Raw genomic sequence first — 15,167 nt, forward strand, 5'->3', positions numbered from 1 at the left:
GCGATTCCTGTGCGTTCGACAAAGCGACACGCCGCCTGCGTGGCATGCCGAGCTGCCGATCATAGCAAGTCACTCCCTCGCTCAATCCTGCGCGGCGGGCACTTGCTCTGGACGAAGCGTCAGATAACCTGAGGCTTGCGCCTGCGAAGGGTCATCCCCACGGGGCGATAGATAGCCGGTGGCGATGCGGCGGTTGCGTGGCCAGTGTCGTGGATGCAGGGAGCGCGGATCGGAAGCATGCGCAAACGGCATCACGACCAGGGCCGGGCGCGGCCCAGTACTGGGCAAGGACAAGTGATCGTGCGGAGGGAACCCCATGCTCATCGCAGCCAGCATGGCGGCAATGATGGCCAGCGTGATCGCAGCGGGTAGCCAGCGCGCGAGCGTCCGAGTGAGCCTGGACTTGCGCTTGAACTTGGGCGCAGGCGTGGCAAGCGCCGGATGGATGTCGATGCCGGGCGGCGACTCGACCACCGCGTGCCCATTGGGTGATTCGGCGGGCACGGCTGGTATGGGTATACGCCGGACATCACCAATGAAGCGATAACCGAGACTATGCACGGTGCCAATGTAATGGGGATCGGCCGCGCAATCGCCAAGCGCACGCCGTAGCTGCGAAATGGCACGCGAGAGTACGCCGGGTGTGACGTGCCGATGGCCCCAGGCGGCATCGAGCAAATCGTCCTTGCTGACGACATCGCCCGCGTGCTGCAACAGCGTCGTCAATACCGCGTAGGCCTTGGGTTCGACAGCTACGGGGGTACCCGCGCGCTCGAGACGATGCGCGCGTGGCTCGACGACGATGTCGTCGCATTGGTAGATCCAGCCACTGTCTGTTTGGGACTGGGCCATGACCTTGCCTGGTGGGCGGCCCCCCGCAATCGGAAGCATGCGCTCAGAAGATCAGGCACGCATCCGCCATTGGTCATAACCGACGTCTTTCGTGCAACGTGGCATGCATGGTGCACATGCCGCGGCCTGGATGACGCTTATGTGTCATCTGCCCCGCGCACGCATGGCGAGAAGCTCACGCTCGTGAGGTCTCTGTCGCCATGAGCTTCCGTCAGGCGTTGAACGAGCCCGCGTTGGCACCGGTTTTTTTTCTAGAGTCCTTGAGCTCGCCGGCGCGGCCGTTAAGTACCAGTGTATTGACGATCAAATCGTGCAGACCCTGCTTGCGTTGCGTCCAGCCAACCATCAGGAAGCCGACGCCAAAGATGAGTGCGCTGAGGTATTTGGCCGGATAGCGGCCGAACGCGCGCAGGAAGCTGATGCGTTCACCCTGCATATCGGTCACTCGAATGCGCAGCGCGAGCTTGCCGACCGTCGCCTGCCAAGCCGAGCTTTCGCAAATCGCGAAATACAGCCAGATCATCGCAGTGATGATGAGAAACGCGGGCATCATCGTCGTGTAGTACTGGCTGAGCGCGGCCAGCATGGCTTGCGCATCGTCTGAAGCAGCGAGTTGCGCCTGTTCCAGTGTTGCTTGGGCCGCGTCGCCGCCCAGCATCTTTTCGATTAGCGCGCCGGGGATGGAGAGAATGATGCTGTCGATGAGGTACGCGGCCACGCGCTTCCAGAACCCCGCGTTATTGTCCAGCGAGGTGGTCGTCGCTGGCGACGGCTGCACCGGAGTGATCGGTGGGGGATAGGTCGAGGACGGGGGCGGCTCCTCAGGAAACAGTGCGGATAGCGGCTGCCAGTCGGCCAGGCCTTCATGCCAGCCCAGGTCGCTCGCGCTTACCTGGCCGCTGCGCAGCCATTGGCGTACTTCGACTTCCGTGTACGGGCCATGCCGTTCTCCGTCCCGTCCGATCCAGACTTCCATAAACGCATGCTCCGCATAGTCGATGGCAGCCATGATGCCATGCGCGGCGCAAAAGCGGCTTTCACGCCATTCCGATCAGGGCGTCGGTCAGTCAGCCTGGATCAAGCGGCGTGGCGTTTCAGATGCACGAGCAACAGCGAAATGGCTGCCGGCGTGACGCCGCTGATACGCGATGCCTGGCCGATGGTTTCCGGCTGCGCGCGCTTGAGCTTCAGCAGCACTTCGGCCGACAGTCCGCGCACCTTGTCGTAGTCGAAACTGCCGGGAATCGCGGTCTGCTCGTGACGGCGCTGCCGTTCGATTTCATCCCGCTGGCGCTCGAGATAGCCGGCGTACTTGGTCTGTACTTCGACCTGGTCGGCCACGTTCTCGTCGTCCACCGCCGGCGCAATGCCATCCACCGAGGTCAGCTTGGCATAGTCAAGTTCGGGACGGCGCAGCAGGTCGAGCGCATTGGTTTCGCGGCTCAGCGTGATACCGAGCTGACGCTCGATGGCCGCACCCAGCGTGTTGGTCGGTGCGGCCCACAACGTACCCAGGCGCCGCGTTTCCCGTTCCACGGCGTCGCGCTTCGCGCGCAGCGCGTCGTAGCGCGCCTGCGGCACGACGCCGAGGCGATGCCCGGTTTCGGTAAGCCGCAGATCCGCGTTGTCCTCGCGCAGATGCAGTCGGTACTCGGCGCGCGAGGTGAACATGCGATACGGCTCGATGGTGCCATTGCTGGTGAGGTCATCGATCAGCACGCCAACATAGGCCTCATCGCGGCGTGGATACCAAGGCGCCTCACCCTTGACCGCCAGCGCTGCATTGAGTCCTGCAATCAGGCCTTGCGCACCGGCTTCTTCGTAGCCGGTGGTGCCATTGATCTGCCCGGCGAAGTAGAGACCGGGGATGGTTTTGGTTTCCAGCCACGGGTGCAGACCGCGTGGATCGAAATAGTCGTACTCGATCGCATAACCCGGCCGCGTGATGTGCGCATTCTCGAAACCCTTGATCGAACGCACGAGCGCCAGCTGCACGTCATAAGGCAGCGAGGTGGAAATGCCGTTCGGGTAAATCTCGAAGGTGTCGAGACCCTCTGGCTCAATGAAGATCTGATGCGAGCTCTTCTCCGCGAAGCGCACGACCTTGTCCTCGATCGATGGACAGTAGCGCGGACCGACGCCTTCGATCTGGCCGCTGTATAGCGGCGAGCGATCCAGCGAGCCGCGGATCAGTTCGTGCGTGTGCTCGCTGGTGTGGGTGATCCAGCAGCTGACCTGACGGGGATGCTCGGCGCGCGAGCCCAGGTAGGAGAACACCGGGGCGGGATCATCGCCTGGCTGCTCTTCCAGGCCGGAGAAATCGATGCTGCGCATATCGATGCGTGGCGGCGTGCCGGTCTTCAGGCGGTCAGCCGCGACAGGCAGTTCGCGTAGCTTCTGCGCCAGCGTGCTGGCGGGCGGATCACCGGCACGGCCGCCAGCGTATTGCGCGGGGCCAATGTGGATCTTGCCAGCCAGAAAGGTGCCGGCGGTCAGCACCACGGTGCGCGCATGGAACTTCAGGCCCATCTGGGTCACCACGCCGGTGACGCGCCCGCCTTCCAGGACCAGGTCGTCTACTGCCTGCTGGAACAGTTCCAGGTTTGGCTGGGTTTCCACCATGTGCCGGATCGCGGCCTTGTACAGCGCGCGGTCGGCCTGACAACGGGTGGCGCGCACGGCCGGCCCCTTGGAGGCGTTCAGCGTGCGCCACTGGATGCCGGCGCGGTCGGCTGCATGGGCCATGGCACCACCGAGGGCGTCGATCTCCTTCACCAGGTGGCCCTTGCCAATGCCCCCGATGGCCGGGTTGCAGCTCATCTGCCCGATCGTTTCGATGTTGTGGCTGAGCAGCAGCGTGCGCGCACCCGCGCGCGCCGAGGCGAGGGCGGCTTCGGTGCCGGCATGGCCGCCGCCGATCACGATGACGTCGTAGTGGGTCGGATGAAACATGAAACTGCCCCGAAAGCGCAGGAATGGACCAAATGCGGCGCCTATGGTAACTCCACAAGCCCTGTCTGGCCGCTGGCACGCTTCCTGCTTAGCCCAGTCAGCACTTTCACGGGCAGAAGCTGCGCGGCAACGCGCGCCGAGATCGAACGACAGGGGTTCGATTGCGTGCCGGGAGAGGAAGCAAGACGGCGCCCCTAGGGGCGCCGTCGCCTTTTTCAGGTCTTGAATAAGATCTGGCGCCCGGCGGTCTCAGGAACAGGGGGAATCCAGGATGACCGTGTTGCCGGGCGCCAGAAACCGTGAAACGGATGACTGGCAGCAGCTAAGTGCTGCGCTACGGGTTGGATATTTACGCCTAGCGCGTGAACGTAAAGTGACTAAAACGCTCGTTTGTGCCGAGCCTCGGCACCTCATGACGTACAGCGTCATTTCGTGATCTAAGCCCTCTGCGAATGTGATCGGCATCACATTGATGGCACGGGCATTGCTTCAGCAGACAAGCCAGCCAAGGCAACTGTACTGGGGGAACTCGTGTCATGGATTTCAACTTCGATATGCAGCCGGTTTACCAGCATCACGACCTGCTCGTTGAGCTGGGCCGTGTCGAAATGGCCATGGAGCATCTGGATGCACGCAGCGAGAACGAGCGCCAGACGCTGCGTCCGCGCCTGCTGACCCGGCTGGGCCGCCTTCGCGACGCGTTGGAACGCCTGCCTGCCTGACACCCGCGCAGGCTGCTCATGCCTCGGCCGGATGGACGGCTAAACGGATATTGAGTGGCAAGCAATAAAAGTCCCGGGCGCACGCTCCTCACAGGGGCCTTCCGCGACCGGGTGATGTACTCCCGGCAATAACATTACGCCCGGGTGCCCCGTCCTAGGCGGGCAGCACTCGGGCGTTTTCTTTTGGCATGCGACAGCGATTGCCGCCATGCAGCGACCGTTGAAGGGTTAGTCGTGCAGCATGCTCTGCACGATTTCGGTGAGGTTGCGCGACAGCCCGGGTTGCCCCGCGAGGGAGTCGATCGCGGCCCTGGCCACGGCGTGTCGCGTGGGTTCCAGGCGTTGCCAACCGTTGAAAGCGGTAGCCAGTCGCGCCGCGACCTGCGGATTGATCGCATCGAGCTGGGCCAGCCGTTCGGCGAGCAGCCGATAGCCGCTGCCGTCGGGGCGGTGGAATCCATCAGGATTATTGCGCGCCCACGCGCCAAACAAGGCATTGACGCGATTCGGGTTCTTGAGCGTGAAAGTCGAATCCGCTTCCAGCTCGCGAACGCGATCTAGCACGATATCGCCGGGCAACTGTGTCTGTACCGAGAACCACTTGTCCGTCGCCAGCGGGTTGTCTGCATAGCGCTGGCGGAAATGGACCAGTGCTGCGGCGGCTTGCGGGGCATTGCCTCGCGCCAGCACGGCCAGCGCGGCAAGGCGGTCCGTCATGCTCGGCGCGTTGTCGTATTGAAGGGTGGCAAGCTTCTGCGCGCCGTTGGGATCGACCAGCGCAAGCAGGTCCAGCACGCGGCGCTTGAGCCGGCGCCGGGCCTGGCTGAGAGCGTCGAGATCCCGATTCGTGTGGCCGGCAAGCGCCTCGTATCGCTGCAACAGGGTTTCGTCGCCGATGCGTCGGGCCAGGCGCTCCTGCAATTGCCGACGCAAGCTGTGCACGCGCGAGGGATCGACCAGGCGCTCGCGCTCGGACAGTTCGATTTCGCCGGGAGGCGTCAACAGATCAGCGAGCAGTGCCGGATCGAGCGTGGTCTCGCCAAACAGGGCCGCCAACGCGTCGCACCATGCGTCCACGGCGGAGCTGCCAGCACCATCGCGCAGATTGTCGAAGGCGCGGGCGGCAAGCTGCTGGCCGGCTTCCCAGCGATTGAAGCCGTCCACGTCATGGCGCAGCAGCAAGGCGAGATCGGTGGGCGCGTAATCGCATTCGAGGATCACCGGTGCGGAGAATCCACGCAGCAGCGAAGCGACCGGCGAGGCGTCCACATGGTGGAACACGAAGGCCTGTTCGGCGCGATCCAACACCACGACGCGCTCCGTCGAACCGGTAGCTGCGTCACCCGCGAGATGCAGCGGCAGCATGCGGCCCTCACGATCGAACAGCGCCAGCTTCACCGGGATCGGCAGCGGCTGCTTTTGCGGCTGTGCCGCGGTGGACGGCGTGTGCTGCGACAGGGTCAGCGTATAAGTGCGCTGCGCGGAATCGTAGTGGCCGCGCGCCGTCAGGCGTGGCGTGCCGGATTGGCTATACCAAGCAAGATAAGGCATCAGGTCGATGGCATTGGCATCGCCAAGGGCGCGCAGGAAATCCTCAAGGGTGGCGGCGTGGCCATCGTGACGCGAGAAGTACAGATCCATGCCACGGCGGAAGCCTTCGCGGCCCAGGTGACCGGCCACCATGCGTACCAACTCCGAGCCTTTCTCGTAGACCGTGGCGGTGTAGAAATTGTTGATCTCGCTGTATTGCGCGGGACGCACCGGATGCGCGAGCGGGCCGGCGTCCTCCGGAAACTGGGCGCGCCGCAGCAGGGCGACATCCTCGATCCGCTTGAGCGAGGGCGAGTTCATGTCGGCGGAGAACTGCTGTTCGCGGAAAACCGTGAGGCCTTCCTTCAGCGACAGCTGGAACCAGTCGCGGCACGTCACGCGATTGCCGCTCCAGTTGTGGAAGTACTCGTGTGCCACCACGGCTTCCACGGCGCGGTACTCGTCGTCGGTGCTCGAATCGGGGTCGGCCAGCAGGTACTTGGCGTTGAAGATATTGAGGCCCTTGTTCTCCATCGCGCCCATGTTGAAGTCGTGTGTGGCGACGACATGGAATACGTCGAGGTCGTACTCGCGGCCATAAGCCTGCTCGTCCCAACGCATCGAGCGCTCCAGCGCATCCATGGCGTAACGGCAGTGGCCGATGGCATCGGGCTCGGCCCAGATCACCAGCTTCACCGCGCGACCGCTGGAGGTCACATAGTCCTGCTCGATTTTCTGCAATCGGCCGGCGACCAGGGCAAACAGATAGCTCGGCTTGGGGTGCGGGTCGACAAAGCGTGCCCAATGACGGCCGTGCTCCAGCTCGCCCTGGCCATCCGGATTGCCGCCGGCCAGCAGGACGGGGAAACGATCGCGATCGGCGCGCAGGGTGACCGTATAGCTGGCCAGCACGTCCGGCCGGTCGGGGAAGAACGTGATATGCCGGAAGCCCTGCGCCTCGCACTGGGTCAACAGGAAGCCACTTTCGCGCTTGCCGGAAAGATACAGGCCTTCGAGCGCCGTGTTGGCGGCAGGCTGCACGCGCACCCGCGTCTCCAGCACGCTGCCGTCGTTGGCGCCATCGACCTCCAGCACATGGTCCGCGTAGCGCCAGGCCGTTTCGGGCAGCGCCTCACCGTCCAGCGTGATCGACAGCAACTCCAGGCCCTCGCCATCCAGGCGCAGCGGCTCCTGTTGGTCGGGTTCGCGCAGCAGATGCAAGCGCGAGGTCACCTCGGTCGTGTCGATACCGAGGTCGAAGACCAGTTCCACCTGCGCAACGCGCCAGGCGGGCGGGCGGTAATCGTTGAGCCGGATAAGCGTGGGTGCGGCGTCGCTACGCATAGTCATCGAAACAGTTGGGGCCAGTGAGACCAATCAGGCTAACATGCGGCCCTTTCCAGGCAGGACAAGGCGATGTCGGACTATCTTGCGGAACGCGACCATTGGGGCCCCCACGAACTCGCCGTGCTGACCGATCAGGCGCGCGGCCGTCGGGTACGTATCGCACGGCGCGGGGCCACCCTGGTCAATTTTGAGGTGCCGACGCGAGATGGCACGCACGATCTTGCCGATGGCTACCGCGATGCCGGCGAGCTGGACTCCCGGCCCAGTTCCCGCTTCGCCATCATGGTGCCCTTTGCCAACCGCATTGCCGATGCACGCTACAGCTTCGACGGCGAGGCGCATGATTTGCAGCCTGGCGTCGAGGGCGTCCAGCGTGCAGCCCGCCACGGTTTCGTGCGTGGCGTGGATTTCGACATCACCGAGCTGTCGGCGGATGCGCAGGCGGCGCGCGTAACATTCGCGACGCAGGCGATTCGCCCCGGTCTGCATCCGGGCTATCCGTTCGCGATCGATCTGGCGGTGACCTACACGCTCGATGCGGCCGGCCTCGCGCTGGAAGCGCAGATGCGCAATGTGGGCGATCAGGCGGCGCCCTGCTTCTTCGGCTGGCATCCGTATTTCAAGCTTGGCGACAGCCCTGTCGACAGCTGGGAGCTGCAGATTCCCGCCGACAGCGTCGTGCGCACTGACGCCGACTACATTCCCTTGCCCGGCGACGCGGCGTGCGTCGACATGGAACATGAGCCCGAACTCGATTTCCGCCGCGCTCAGGCCATCGGGGCACGGGAACTCAACCACGCCTATGCGGATCTGCGTTGCGATGGCGACGGGCGCTCACGTACTCGCCTGCGCGATCCATCGCGTGGATTGGCCATCGCCCTGTGGCAGACCTCCGGTGTGATGCTGGCCTTCACGGCCGATACGGTGACGCGCGATATTCGGCGTTCGGTCGCACTCGAGCCGATGGAAAGCTGGGCGGACGCCTTCAACCGTCCCGATAGCGCTGCCACCATTCGTCTCGAACCCGGTGCCGAAAGGCGCTTCCTCTGCGGCGTGGAGATCGCATCAGCATGAGCCCAAACATCAACCCGGCGGCGCTACCCAGCTTCGATCAGGTCCAGCAAGCGGCGGCGCGTATCGCACCCTATGCCGTGCTCACGCCAGTGCTTCGCAGTGCCACGTTGAATGCGCTGACTGGTGCCGACCTGCATTTCAAATGCGAGAACCTGCAGCGTGGCGGCGCGTTCAAATTCCGCGGCGCGTGCAATGCAGTGTGGTCACTGGATGATGAGCAGGCGGCACGTGGCGTCGTCACGCATTCGTCCGGCAACCATGGCAACGCTCTGGCGCTGGCCGCTGCGACGCGCGGCATCGCCGCGCACGTGATCGTGCCGGATGGCGCCGTGCGCACCAAGGTGGAAGCGATCGAACGTGCTGGCGCGATCCTGCATCGCTGCGAGGCGACCCAGGCCGCCCGCGAAGCCAAGGCCGAGGAAGTGCGCCGTGCCACGGGGGCCGAACTGGTACATCCCTATGCCGATACGCGCGTGATGGCCGGGCAGGGCACCGCAGCGCTGGAATTGCTGCAGCAAAGCGGTGGACTGGATGCGCTGATCACGCCGGTCGGCGGTGGCGGTCTCGCGGCAGGCACGGCCATTGCAGCGCACGGGCTGGCGCCTCAGCTCATACTGCATGGTGCCGAGCCGGAAGGTGCGGACGATGCCGCCCGTTCGCTGGCTCAAGGCCATCGAGTCGGTCCCTTTACAGCCCACACGATTTGCGACGGTCTACGTACGTTGATCGGCGAAACCAACTACGACGCGCTGCGCATGCATCGCGTGCAGGTGGCGACGGTGAGTGACGAGGAAGTCGTCGCTGCGATGAAGCTGCTGTGGAACGAACTGAAGCTGGTGGTTGAGCCTTCCAGCGCGACGGTGCTGGCGGCGCTGCTCAGGTATCCGGAGCGTTTCGCGGGCCGTCGCGTGGGGCTCGTGCTCAGCGGTGGCAATGTCGATCTTGATGCGTTGCCGTGGTGACTAAGCATCCTCTCCCCTTCGGGCGACCCGAAGGTAGTCCCTGTGGGAGAGAGGACTGAGTTGAGGGGTGGGTGCTCGCGGGAAGGTTTCAAGCGAGCCTGCTCCTACGGAACCCACTCGCAAGACCGGCCCATCACCCTACCCTCTCCCCGCAGGGGAGAGGGATAAAGTCAGCGCTCAGACCTTCTTGATAAAGCAGCTCTTCAACACCAGCGTGGAGCGCCCATCGCGGCATTCGACTTCTTCAGGATTGTCCTCGTCCACGCGAATGGACTTGAACACGGTGCCGCGCTTGAGCGTCTGCGACGAGCCTTTCACCTTGAGGTCCTTGATGACCTGCACCGAATCGCCGTCGAGCAACACGGCGCCATGACTGTCTTTCACGTTCAAGACGATCTTCCTGCTGGAAACATGCTGCTTATTTTAGCGCCGCGCTGGCCAGTTGACTCAGCTACGGCGCAGTCGCAATCCGCTCACGGCGACCAACCCAAGCAAGACAAACACGATGCCCACCACTTCCATCGCGCTGGGGCGCTCGTGCAGGATCGCCCACGCCAACAGCACGCTGACGATGGGCACGCCAAGGCTGGCCAGGCTGGCGACTGCGGTCGGAAGGCGCTGAAGCACCACCAGCCACAAGCCCCAGGCAAGGCTTGAGGCCATCACCACGCTATAGGCAAGTCCGCCGATAAAGCCCCAGCTCCAATCGATAGAGCGCTGCGGTACACATAGCGTGACGATGACCAGGGCGATCGAACCAAACAGCATCTGCCACGCGGTGAGATTGAGTGGTGTCGGTGCGTGATGCAGAAATACACGCTTGCTCAATACCGTGCCCATCGCCCAGGCCATGCCTGCGCCAATCGCCAGCAGCGTGCTGCCAGTGTTCCCCATGCCATGCCAGGGCTCGATGATGCAAACCAGCCCGATCGCGGCAAGACCGAGGCCCAGCCAACGGCGCGGCGTGAGTCGTTCGTGCAGGATCACCCACGCCAGCAGCACGGCCCAGAACGGCATCGTGTAAGCCAGCAGGGCGATACGGCCAGCACCACCATTCACCAGTGCCCACTGCCCCAGCCCCTGGAAGGCGGCGGTCTGGCATAGGCCAATCAGGGCGGTGGGCAGCAGCGGCGGCGGTCGCAGCGACTGGCCTGTCGCCAGCAAAGCGCCAAACAAAAGCAGCGCCCCCAGCACGTAGCGCAGCGCGGCGAAATCGAAGGGGCCGGCATGTTGCAGCACCTGCTTCATCACGATCCAGCTGTAGGCCCAGATCAGGATCGTGGCGAGTAGCGCCAACACGGCGCCACGCGGATGCGGCGATGCAGTCATGGATACTGGCCAGGCAGAAGGGGGTGGCGCGAGCGTGCTCTTGTGACACGCCAATGGGTGGGATAGCGTCGTGGCTTACCCGGAAACTTACAAGGGGAGAGACATGGCCGGAACGAGTTCATGGAACGCACCCGTGGCCTGCGCGGGATTGGCGGCGTACATCGGCATGCTGTTCCGCTTTCCACTGCTGGTGCAGATGGTCCAGGCAGGCGAGATTGCCATGCTCAGTGCCGTGCCGACGGTGCTCGGTGCCTTGCTGTTGCTGGTGGCGTGCTTCGGCATGCTGCTGAAAAGGCCGGCTCGCGGATGGCTATTTGCAATCGCTGCCATCGCCTTGCTGATCGGCTTGATATGGCTGCCCACCCTGGTGTTTTCGTTCTGGCTTTGGTTGGCCGTTGTCGTCGCGGTGGCGGGGACGGTGATTGGTTTTCGCTCCCGGCGCCGCGCTGACGCGCCGGAATGATCCAGGCTTGGGCATGGCGATCGCACGTCATTGCAAGGAGTTCATCACATGAAGCGTTGCCACTGGGGCGAAAGCGCGGACATGCACGATTATCACGACACGGAGTGGGGCGTGCCGCTGCATGACGATCGTGCGTTGTTCGAATTTCTCTGCCTGGAAGGCGCACAGGCCGGACTGTCATGGCGCACCGTCCTGCTGAAGCGCGACAACTATCGGCGTGCCTTCCATAACTTCGACATCGCCAAAGTGGCGGCGATGAAGGATCGCGATCTCGAAAAGCTGCTGTTGGACCCAGGCATCATCCGCAACCGCCTAAAGGTGACGGCCACGCGCGACAATGCCATCGCAGCACTCGATGTCATGGCCGAGCGCGGCAGCCTGGACACCTATCTGTGGTCGTTCGTCGACGGCAAGCCCATTCGCAATCGCTGGCGTGAGCAGGGCGAAGTGCCGGCCAGCACGCCGCTGTCGGACCGCATGAGCAAGGACCTTAAGAAGCGCGGCTTTCGCTTCGTCGGCACCACCATCTGCTACGCCTTCATGCAGGCGACGGGCATGGTCAATGACCATGTGGAGGGGTGTTTCCGCTACCGGAGCTTGGATAAGTAGCTCCCGTGCCGGAGGACATTTCGCGTTCTCGAGGGAGGCCCTGGGGGTGGGGCGTGGGGTCACGAGATCAGCAAGCTCGCAAGAACTTGTAACAAAAACCCAAGTGACGTCGAGCCCGCGCGCAGGTCCTCGCGGTGGGCGGCAAGGCATGCGACTATCCCGCGGCCGCCGTCCCTCTACGGCAGGGCTCATTGCTGGGATCTATGGGCTGCGAAGGGCAGCAACCTGGCGCAAGAGCTCGCGTTGGTTGACGTGCGGCAGGTACACCATCCAATGCAATTCCACAGGGGGAATCATGCTACGTAAGATGTTGATGATGTTGTCGTTGGTGGCCATGTTGGTGCTGTCGGGTTGTGCGAGCGTCCCGATGGCCAGCAAGAGTGACGATGCAAAGGCCAAGCTCTTCTCGCCGTCCACGGATAAAGCCGTGGTCTACATCTACCGCAGCGAGACCCTTGGTGCAGCCATCAAGATGCCGTTGCTGATCGATGGCCAGACCGTCGGTGATACCGCGTCCAAGACCTACCTCCGTCGCGAGTTGGCGCCGGGTTCGCACGTGATTACGTCCAAGACCGAAGTCGATTCGTCTGTGAGCATAGACATGCAGGCTGGCCAGACATATTACGTCTGGCAGGAAGTGAAGATGGGCATGTTCGCCGCCCGCTCGGCCCTCCATGTTGTCGATGAGACCAAGGGGCGCACCGAAGTACAGCGGTGCACGCTGATTCTCTAATGCACCCTTGAAAGCGAAAGGCGGGCGCATGGCGCCCGCCTTTCGTCAACGCCACGCGTCAACGCCGGCGCGACCCGCGCAAACTATCCACTGAGAAACTGGCCATCTCGCCGCCGCCGGGTGTGCGACGGGACTGGCCGTGAGGCGGGCCCCAGGCGTGGGCTGTGACGACTTCCCAGGTGGCGGGAATGCGCCCATCGATGCGCAGGGTTTCGTAGGCCGCCAGCATGCGCTGGTAGTGGCGCTTGCCGAGCAGGTGGCGCTCGCGCTCGCGGTCGGCATTGGTGGCGCCCAGGCCCTGCAGTTCCTTCAGCAACAAGCGTGGCTCGCTGTAGGTGAGTGTATAGCGATCCACATCGAGCACGGGGTCGCGCAGGCCCGCGTTGATCATCGCATCGCCGAGGTCATGCATGTCGAGAAAGCGGCTGACGTGCGGCTGCTGGTCGGCTTCCGCCCAGGCGGCGCGCAGTTCCTTCAGCGTATCGGGCCCGAAAGTGGAGAACACCAACAAGCCACCGGGCTTGAGCACACGCACGCATTCGCCGAACAGGGCTGGCAGATCGTCGATCCACTGGAAGCACAGGTTGGAGTGCAGCACGTCTACGCTGTGGTCGGGAAGCGGCAGTGACGTGGCATCGGCACATACGCGCTGAAAGGGCTTGAGCCAGCTGATGTGCTTCTTTGCGGCGCGCAGCATGGGCAGCGCGAGGTCGGCGGCGATCACCTGCGCTTTGGGATAGCGCTTGCGCAGCAGCGCCGTGCCGCGCCCGGTCCCAGCTCCCACGTCGAGCACACGTGCAGGCGCTTCGAGATAGAAACCGAGGCGATCCAGCAGCAGTCCCTGCACTTCCTGTTGCAGCGCGTCGTGCTGTTCATAGGTATTGGCGGCGCGGCCGAAGTTCCGGCGCACCTGGCGCTTGTCGAAATGCGATTCGCTCACTGCATCGTATCCAGCAATGGCGCCAGTGCGTTCGCTACGTCATTGGCATAACCGAAGAAAGGCGCATGGCCGGCGTGGGCGATCTCGTGATACGTGCCGCGAGCTTGTTCGGCGGACCATGCCATCGCAGGTGGTGGTACCAAGCGATCACGGTGTCCGGCGATCCAGGTGTTCGGCACCGAGAGCGAGGCGAGGTTGGCGCGGCGGTCGGTGGTTTCCAGAATGCGAATACCTTCCTGCAGCACGCGCATGTTCGGTTCGCCGCGGGTGAACATCAGGCTGCGCAAATGGCGCAGCTCGGCGCGCGGATCAGGGCTGCCCATCGCCTCAAGCGCGATGAACCGTTCGAGGGTGGCGTGGTAGTCGGTTTCCAGGTCGTCAGCGAGCTGGCGCACCAGCTTGGGGTCGCTGCCGCAGGGCCAGTCTTCGTCGCGCGAGAACTTGGGTGTGCCGGAAATGACGCCGAGGCCACGCGCATGCTGCGGATGTTCGAGGGCCGCCGTCATCGCCACCAGGCCGCCGAGCGACCAGCCAATCCACAACGCGGGTGGGGTGCGTTCGGCAATCGCCTGGGCGCAAGCGGAGGGTTCCAGTGACAGCGTGCTGTCACGTGAATAGCCATGGCCGGGAAGGTCGACCACATGCATCGAGCAGCGATCCGCCAAGGCGTCCACCAGCGGCTCCATCATGCCTCCGTGCATGGCCCAGCCATGCAGGATCACGACGGGGATCGGGCCGCGGCCGTGGGTTTCGATGTGAAGCGTCATGGCGCCGTTACTTCCTCTCCCCGATGGGGAGAGGATTGAGGTGAGGGGTGGGTGCTTGCGATGGCGTTGAACGAAGCTCGCTCATCTGTTTCATCATCGCAAGATTGGCCCCTCACCCCAGCCCTCTCCCCGCAGGGGAGAGGGAGTGGAGGCGCGGGCGCCAGGCTCTTGTCCACGGCACCGCGCTCATCAAACACGAAACAGTCGCCGCGCCAATGCGTGCCGTTGGTTTCCTCGAAGTATTTCAGGATGCCGCCTTCCAGCTGGTAGACGTTGTCGATGCCGATGTCCTGCAGATGCAGGGCGGCCTTTTCGCAGCGAATGCCGCCGGTGCAGTACGACACCACGGTCTTGTTCTCGTAGCGTGCGCGGTCGGCGGCAATCGCCTGGGGAAATTCGGTGAAGCTGCTCAGGCGATAGTCCACCGCGTTCTCGAACAAGCCGACATCGGTTTCGTAATCGTTGCGCGTATCGAGCAGCACCACTTCGCGACCTTCGTCGTCACGACCTTGCGCCAGCCAGCGCTGCAGCGTGCGCGGCGCTACGGCCGGCGCTCGCGTGCCTTCCGGACGAATCGCCGGCATACGCATGGTGATGATTTCCTTCTTGAGGCGCACGCGCATGCGGCCGAAGGGCGCCTCGTCGGAAATCGATACCTTCGGCTCCAGCCCGGCAAATCGAGGGTCGGTGCGTAGCCAGTCCATGAAGCTATCGATGGGTTCGCGCGGGCCGGCCAGGAACAAGTTGATGCCTTCGGGCGCCAGCAGGATGGTGCCCTTCAGCGCGAGCGCCTCGCAGCGTTCGAGCACGCGTTCGCGCAGTGCGGGAAGGTCGTCCAGGCTGACGAAGCGGTAAGCGGAAAGATTGATAATCGACATGGGCAGAGG

15 protein-coding genes are annotated in these 15,167 nt (G+C 63.8%); 6 read left to right on the top strand and 9 right to left on the bottom strand.

Annotated features, from left to right (window positions below; translation table 11 throughout):
* Positions 1 to 81 precede the first annotated feature (81 nt).
* The 3 genes from OUZ30_RS16725 to mnmG all read right to left on the bottom strand — a co-directional run bounded on the left by OUZ30_RS16725 (position 82) and on the right by mnmG (position 3,804).
* Entirely contained in the window at positions 82 to 852 is a 771-nt protein-coding gene (locus tag OUZ30_RS16725; protein WP_266183578.1) for a winged helix-turn-helix domain-containing protein, read from the bottom strand.
* A gap of 211 nt (positions 853 to 1,063) precedes the next feature.
* Positions 1,064 to 1,861 (bottom strand): RDD family protein, encoded by a 798-nt coding sequence (locus OUZ30_RS16730; RefSeq protein WP_266183579.1) that lies wholly within the window; start codon positions 1,859 to 1,861, stop codon positions 1,064 to 1,066.
* Between the two features lie 68 nt (positions 1,862 to 1,929).
* Positions 1,930 to 3,804, bottom strand: a complete 1,875-nt coding sequence (mnmG, locus tag OUZ30_RS16735) for a tRNA uridine-5-carboxymethylaminomethyl(34) synthesis enzyme MnmG (protein WP_266183580.1) — start codon at positions 3,802 to 3,804, stop codon at positions 1,930 to 1,932.
* Between the two features lie 536 nt (positions 3,805 to 4,340).
* On the opposite strand from mnmG, the gene OUZ30_RS16740 reads away from it, so the two are divergent.
* A complete protein-coding gene (locus tag OUZ30_RS16740) occupies positions 4,341 to 4,526 on the top strand; it encodes a hypothetical protein (protein ID WP_266183581.1) in 186 nt (61 codons plus the stop codon).
* 228 nt (positions 4,527 to 4,754) lie between these two features.
* Here the strand turns inward: OUZ30_RS16740 and pepN are convergent, their stop codons facing one another.
* Entirely contained in the window at positions 4,755 to 7,406 is a 2,652-nt protein-coding gene (pepN, locus tag OUZ30_RS16745; RefSeq protein ID WP_266183582.1) for an aminopeptidase N, read from the bottom strand.
* Between the two features lie 66 nt (positions 7,407 to 7,472).
* Here pepN and OUZ30_RS16750 point away from each other — a divergent pair, with 66 nt between their 5' ends.
* Both OUZ30_RS16750 and OUZ30_RS16755 read left to right on the top strand, forming a co-directional pair.
* Positions 7,473 to 8,477, top strand: a complete 1,005-nt coding sequence (locus OUZ30_RS16750) for an aldose 1-epimerase (RefSeq protein ID WP_266183583.1) — start codon at positions 7,473 to 7,475, stop codon at positions 8,475 to 8,477.
* A complete protein-coding gene (locus OUZ30_RS16755) occupies positions 8,474 to 9,439 on the top strand; it encodes a pyridoxal-phosphate dependent enzyme (RefSeq protein ID WP_266183584.1) in 966 nt (321 codons plus the stop codon). Before OUZ30_RS16750 ends, OUZ30_RS16755 begins: the two co-directional genes overlap by 4 nt.
* Positions 9,440 to 9,616: 177 nt before the next feature.
* Here OUZ30_RS16755 and OUZ30_RS16760 read toward each other — a convergent pair whose 3' ends face one another.
* Both OUZ30_RS16760 and OUZ30_RS16765 read right to left on the bottom strand, forming a co-directional pair.
* On the bottom strand, positions 9,617 to 9,823 hold the full coding sequence (locus OUZ30_RS16760) for an alkylphosphonate utilization protein (RefSeq protein WP_266183895.1): 207 nt from the start codon (positions 9,821 to 9,823) through the stop codon (positions 9,617 to 9,619).
* Between the two features lie 63 nt (positions 9,824 to 9,886).
* Positions 9,887 to 10,768, bottom strand: coding sequence for a DMT family transporter (locus OUZ30_RS16765; RefSeq protein WP_266183585.1), 882 nt, complete (start codon positions 10,766 to 10,768; stop codon positions 9,887 to 9,889).
* A gap of 103 nt (positions 10,769 to 10,871) precedes the next feature.
* Here OUZ30_RS16765 and OUZ30_RS16770 point away from each other — a divergent pair, with 103 nt between their 5' ends.
* The 3 genes from OUZ30_RS16770 to OUZ30_RS16780 all read left to right on the top strand — a co-directional run bounded on the left by OUZ30_RS16770 (position 10,872) and on the right by OUZ30_RS16780 (position 12,573).
* On the top strand, positions 10,872 to 11,231 hold the full coding sequence (locus OUZ30_RS16770; RefSeq protein ID WP_266183586.1) for a hypothetical protein: 360 nt from the start codon (positions 10,872 to 10,874) through the stop codon (positions 11,229 to 11,231).
* A gap of 48 nt (positions 11,232 to 11,279) precedes the next feature.
* The gene (locus OUZ30_RS16775; RefSeq protein WP_266183587.1) at positions 11,280 to 11,840 is read left to right on the top strand and encodes a DNA-3-methyladenine glycosylase I; all 561 of its coding nucleotides are present in this window, start codon (positions 11,280 to 11,282) and stop codon (positions 11,838 to 11,840) included.
* A gap of 295 nt (positions 11,841 to 12,135) precedes the next feature.
* On the top strand, positions 12,136 to 12,573 hold the full coding sequence (locus tag OUZ30_RS16780) for a DUF2846 domain-containing protein (protein WP_266183588.1): 438 nt from the start codon (positions 12,136 to 12,138) through the stop codon (positions 12,571 to 12,573).
* 58 nt (positions 12,574 to 12,631) lie between these two features.
* Here the strand turns inward: OUZ30_RS16780 and bioC are convergent, their stop codons facing one another.
* From bioC to OUZ30_RS16795, 3 genes are read right to left on the bottom strand one after another with little or no spacing between them, the layout of a single operon-like run.
* Positions 12,632 to 13,513 (bottom strand): malonyl-ACP O-methyltransferase BioC, encoded by an 882-nt coding sequence (gene bioC, locus OUZ30_RS16785; RefSeq protein ID WP_266183589.1) that lies wholly within the window; start codon positions 13,511 to 13,513, stop codon positions 12,632 to 12,634.
* A complete protein-coding gene (gene bioH, locus OUZ30_RS16790) occupies positions 13,510 to 14,280 on the bottom strand; it encodes a pimeloyl-ACP methyl ester esterase BioH (RefSeq protein ID WP_266183590.1) in 771 nt (256 codons plus the stop codon). Before bioH ends, bioC begins: the two co-directional genes overlap by 4 nt.
* Entirely contained in the window at positions 14,277 to 15,158 is an 882-nt protein-coding gene (locus OUZ30_RS16795; protein WP_266183591.1) for a sulfurtransferase, read from the bottom strand. The genes bioH and OUZ30_RS16795 overlap by 4 nt, the downstream gene beginning before the upstream one ends.
* Positions 15,159 to 15,167: the final 9 nt, after the last annotated feature.

Origin of the sequence: Dyella humicola (assembly GCF_026283945.1) — a bacterium.
Taxonomy (GTDB): Bacteria; Pseudomonadota; Gammaproteobacteria; order Xanthomonadales; family Rhodanobacteraceae; genus Dyella; species Dyella humicola.

Bases quoted from the DNA above. Each gene is read 5' to 3' on its own strand.
- OUZ30_RS16775 (WP_266183587.1), top strand. From the start codon at position 11,280: ATGAAGCGTTGCCACTGGGGCGAAAGCGCGGACATGCACGATTATCAC.
- OUZ30_RS16740 (WP_266183581.1), top strand. From the start codon at position 4,341: ATGGATTTCAACTTCGATATGCAGCCGGTTTACCAGCATCACGACCTG.
- pepN (WP_266183582.1), bottom strand. From the start codon at position 7,406: ATGACTATGCGTAGCGACGCCGCACCCACGCTTATCCGGCTCAACGAT.
- OUZ30_RS16730 (WP_266183579.1), bottom strand. From the start codon at position 1,861: ATGGCTGCCATCGACTATGCGGAGCATGCGTTTATGGAAGTCTGGATC.
- mnmG (WP_266183580.1), bottom strand. From the start codon at position 3,804: ATGTTTCATCCGACCCACTACGACGTCATCGTGATCGGCGGCGGCCAT.
- OUZ30_RS16795 (WP_266183591.1), bottom strand. From the start codon at position 15,158: ATGTCGATTATCAATCTTTCCGCTTACCGCTTCGTCAGCCTGGACGAC.
- OUZ30_RS16780 (WP_266183588.1), top strand. From the start codon at position 12,136: ATGCTACGTAAGATGTTGATGATGTTGTCGTTGGTGGCCATGTTGGTG.
- OUZ30_RS16755 (WP_266183584.1), top strand. From the start codon at position 8,474: ATGAGCCCAAACATCAACCCGGCGGCGCTACCCAGCTTCGATCAGGTC.
- OUZ30_RS16750 (WP_266183583.1), top strand. From the start codon at position 7,473: ATGTCGGACTATCTTGCGGAACGCGACCATTGGGGCCCCCACGAACTC.
- OUZ30_RS16725 (WP_266183578.1), bottom strand. From the start codon at position 852: ATGGCCCAGTCCCAAACAGACAGTGGCTGGATCTACCAATGCGACGAC.
- bioH (WP_266183590.1), bottom strand. From the start codon at position 14,280: ATGACGCTTCACATCGAAACCCACGGCCGCGGCCCGATCCCCGTCGTG.
- OUZ30_RS16765 (WP_266183585.1), bottom strand. From the start codon at position 10,768: ATGACTGCATCGCCGCATCCGCGTGGCGCCGTGTTGGCGCTACTCGCC.
- OUZ30_RS16770 (WP_266183586.1), top strand. From the start codon at position 10,872: ATGGCCGGAACGAGTTCATGGAACGCACCCGTGGCCTGCGCGGGATTG.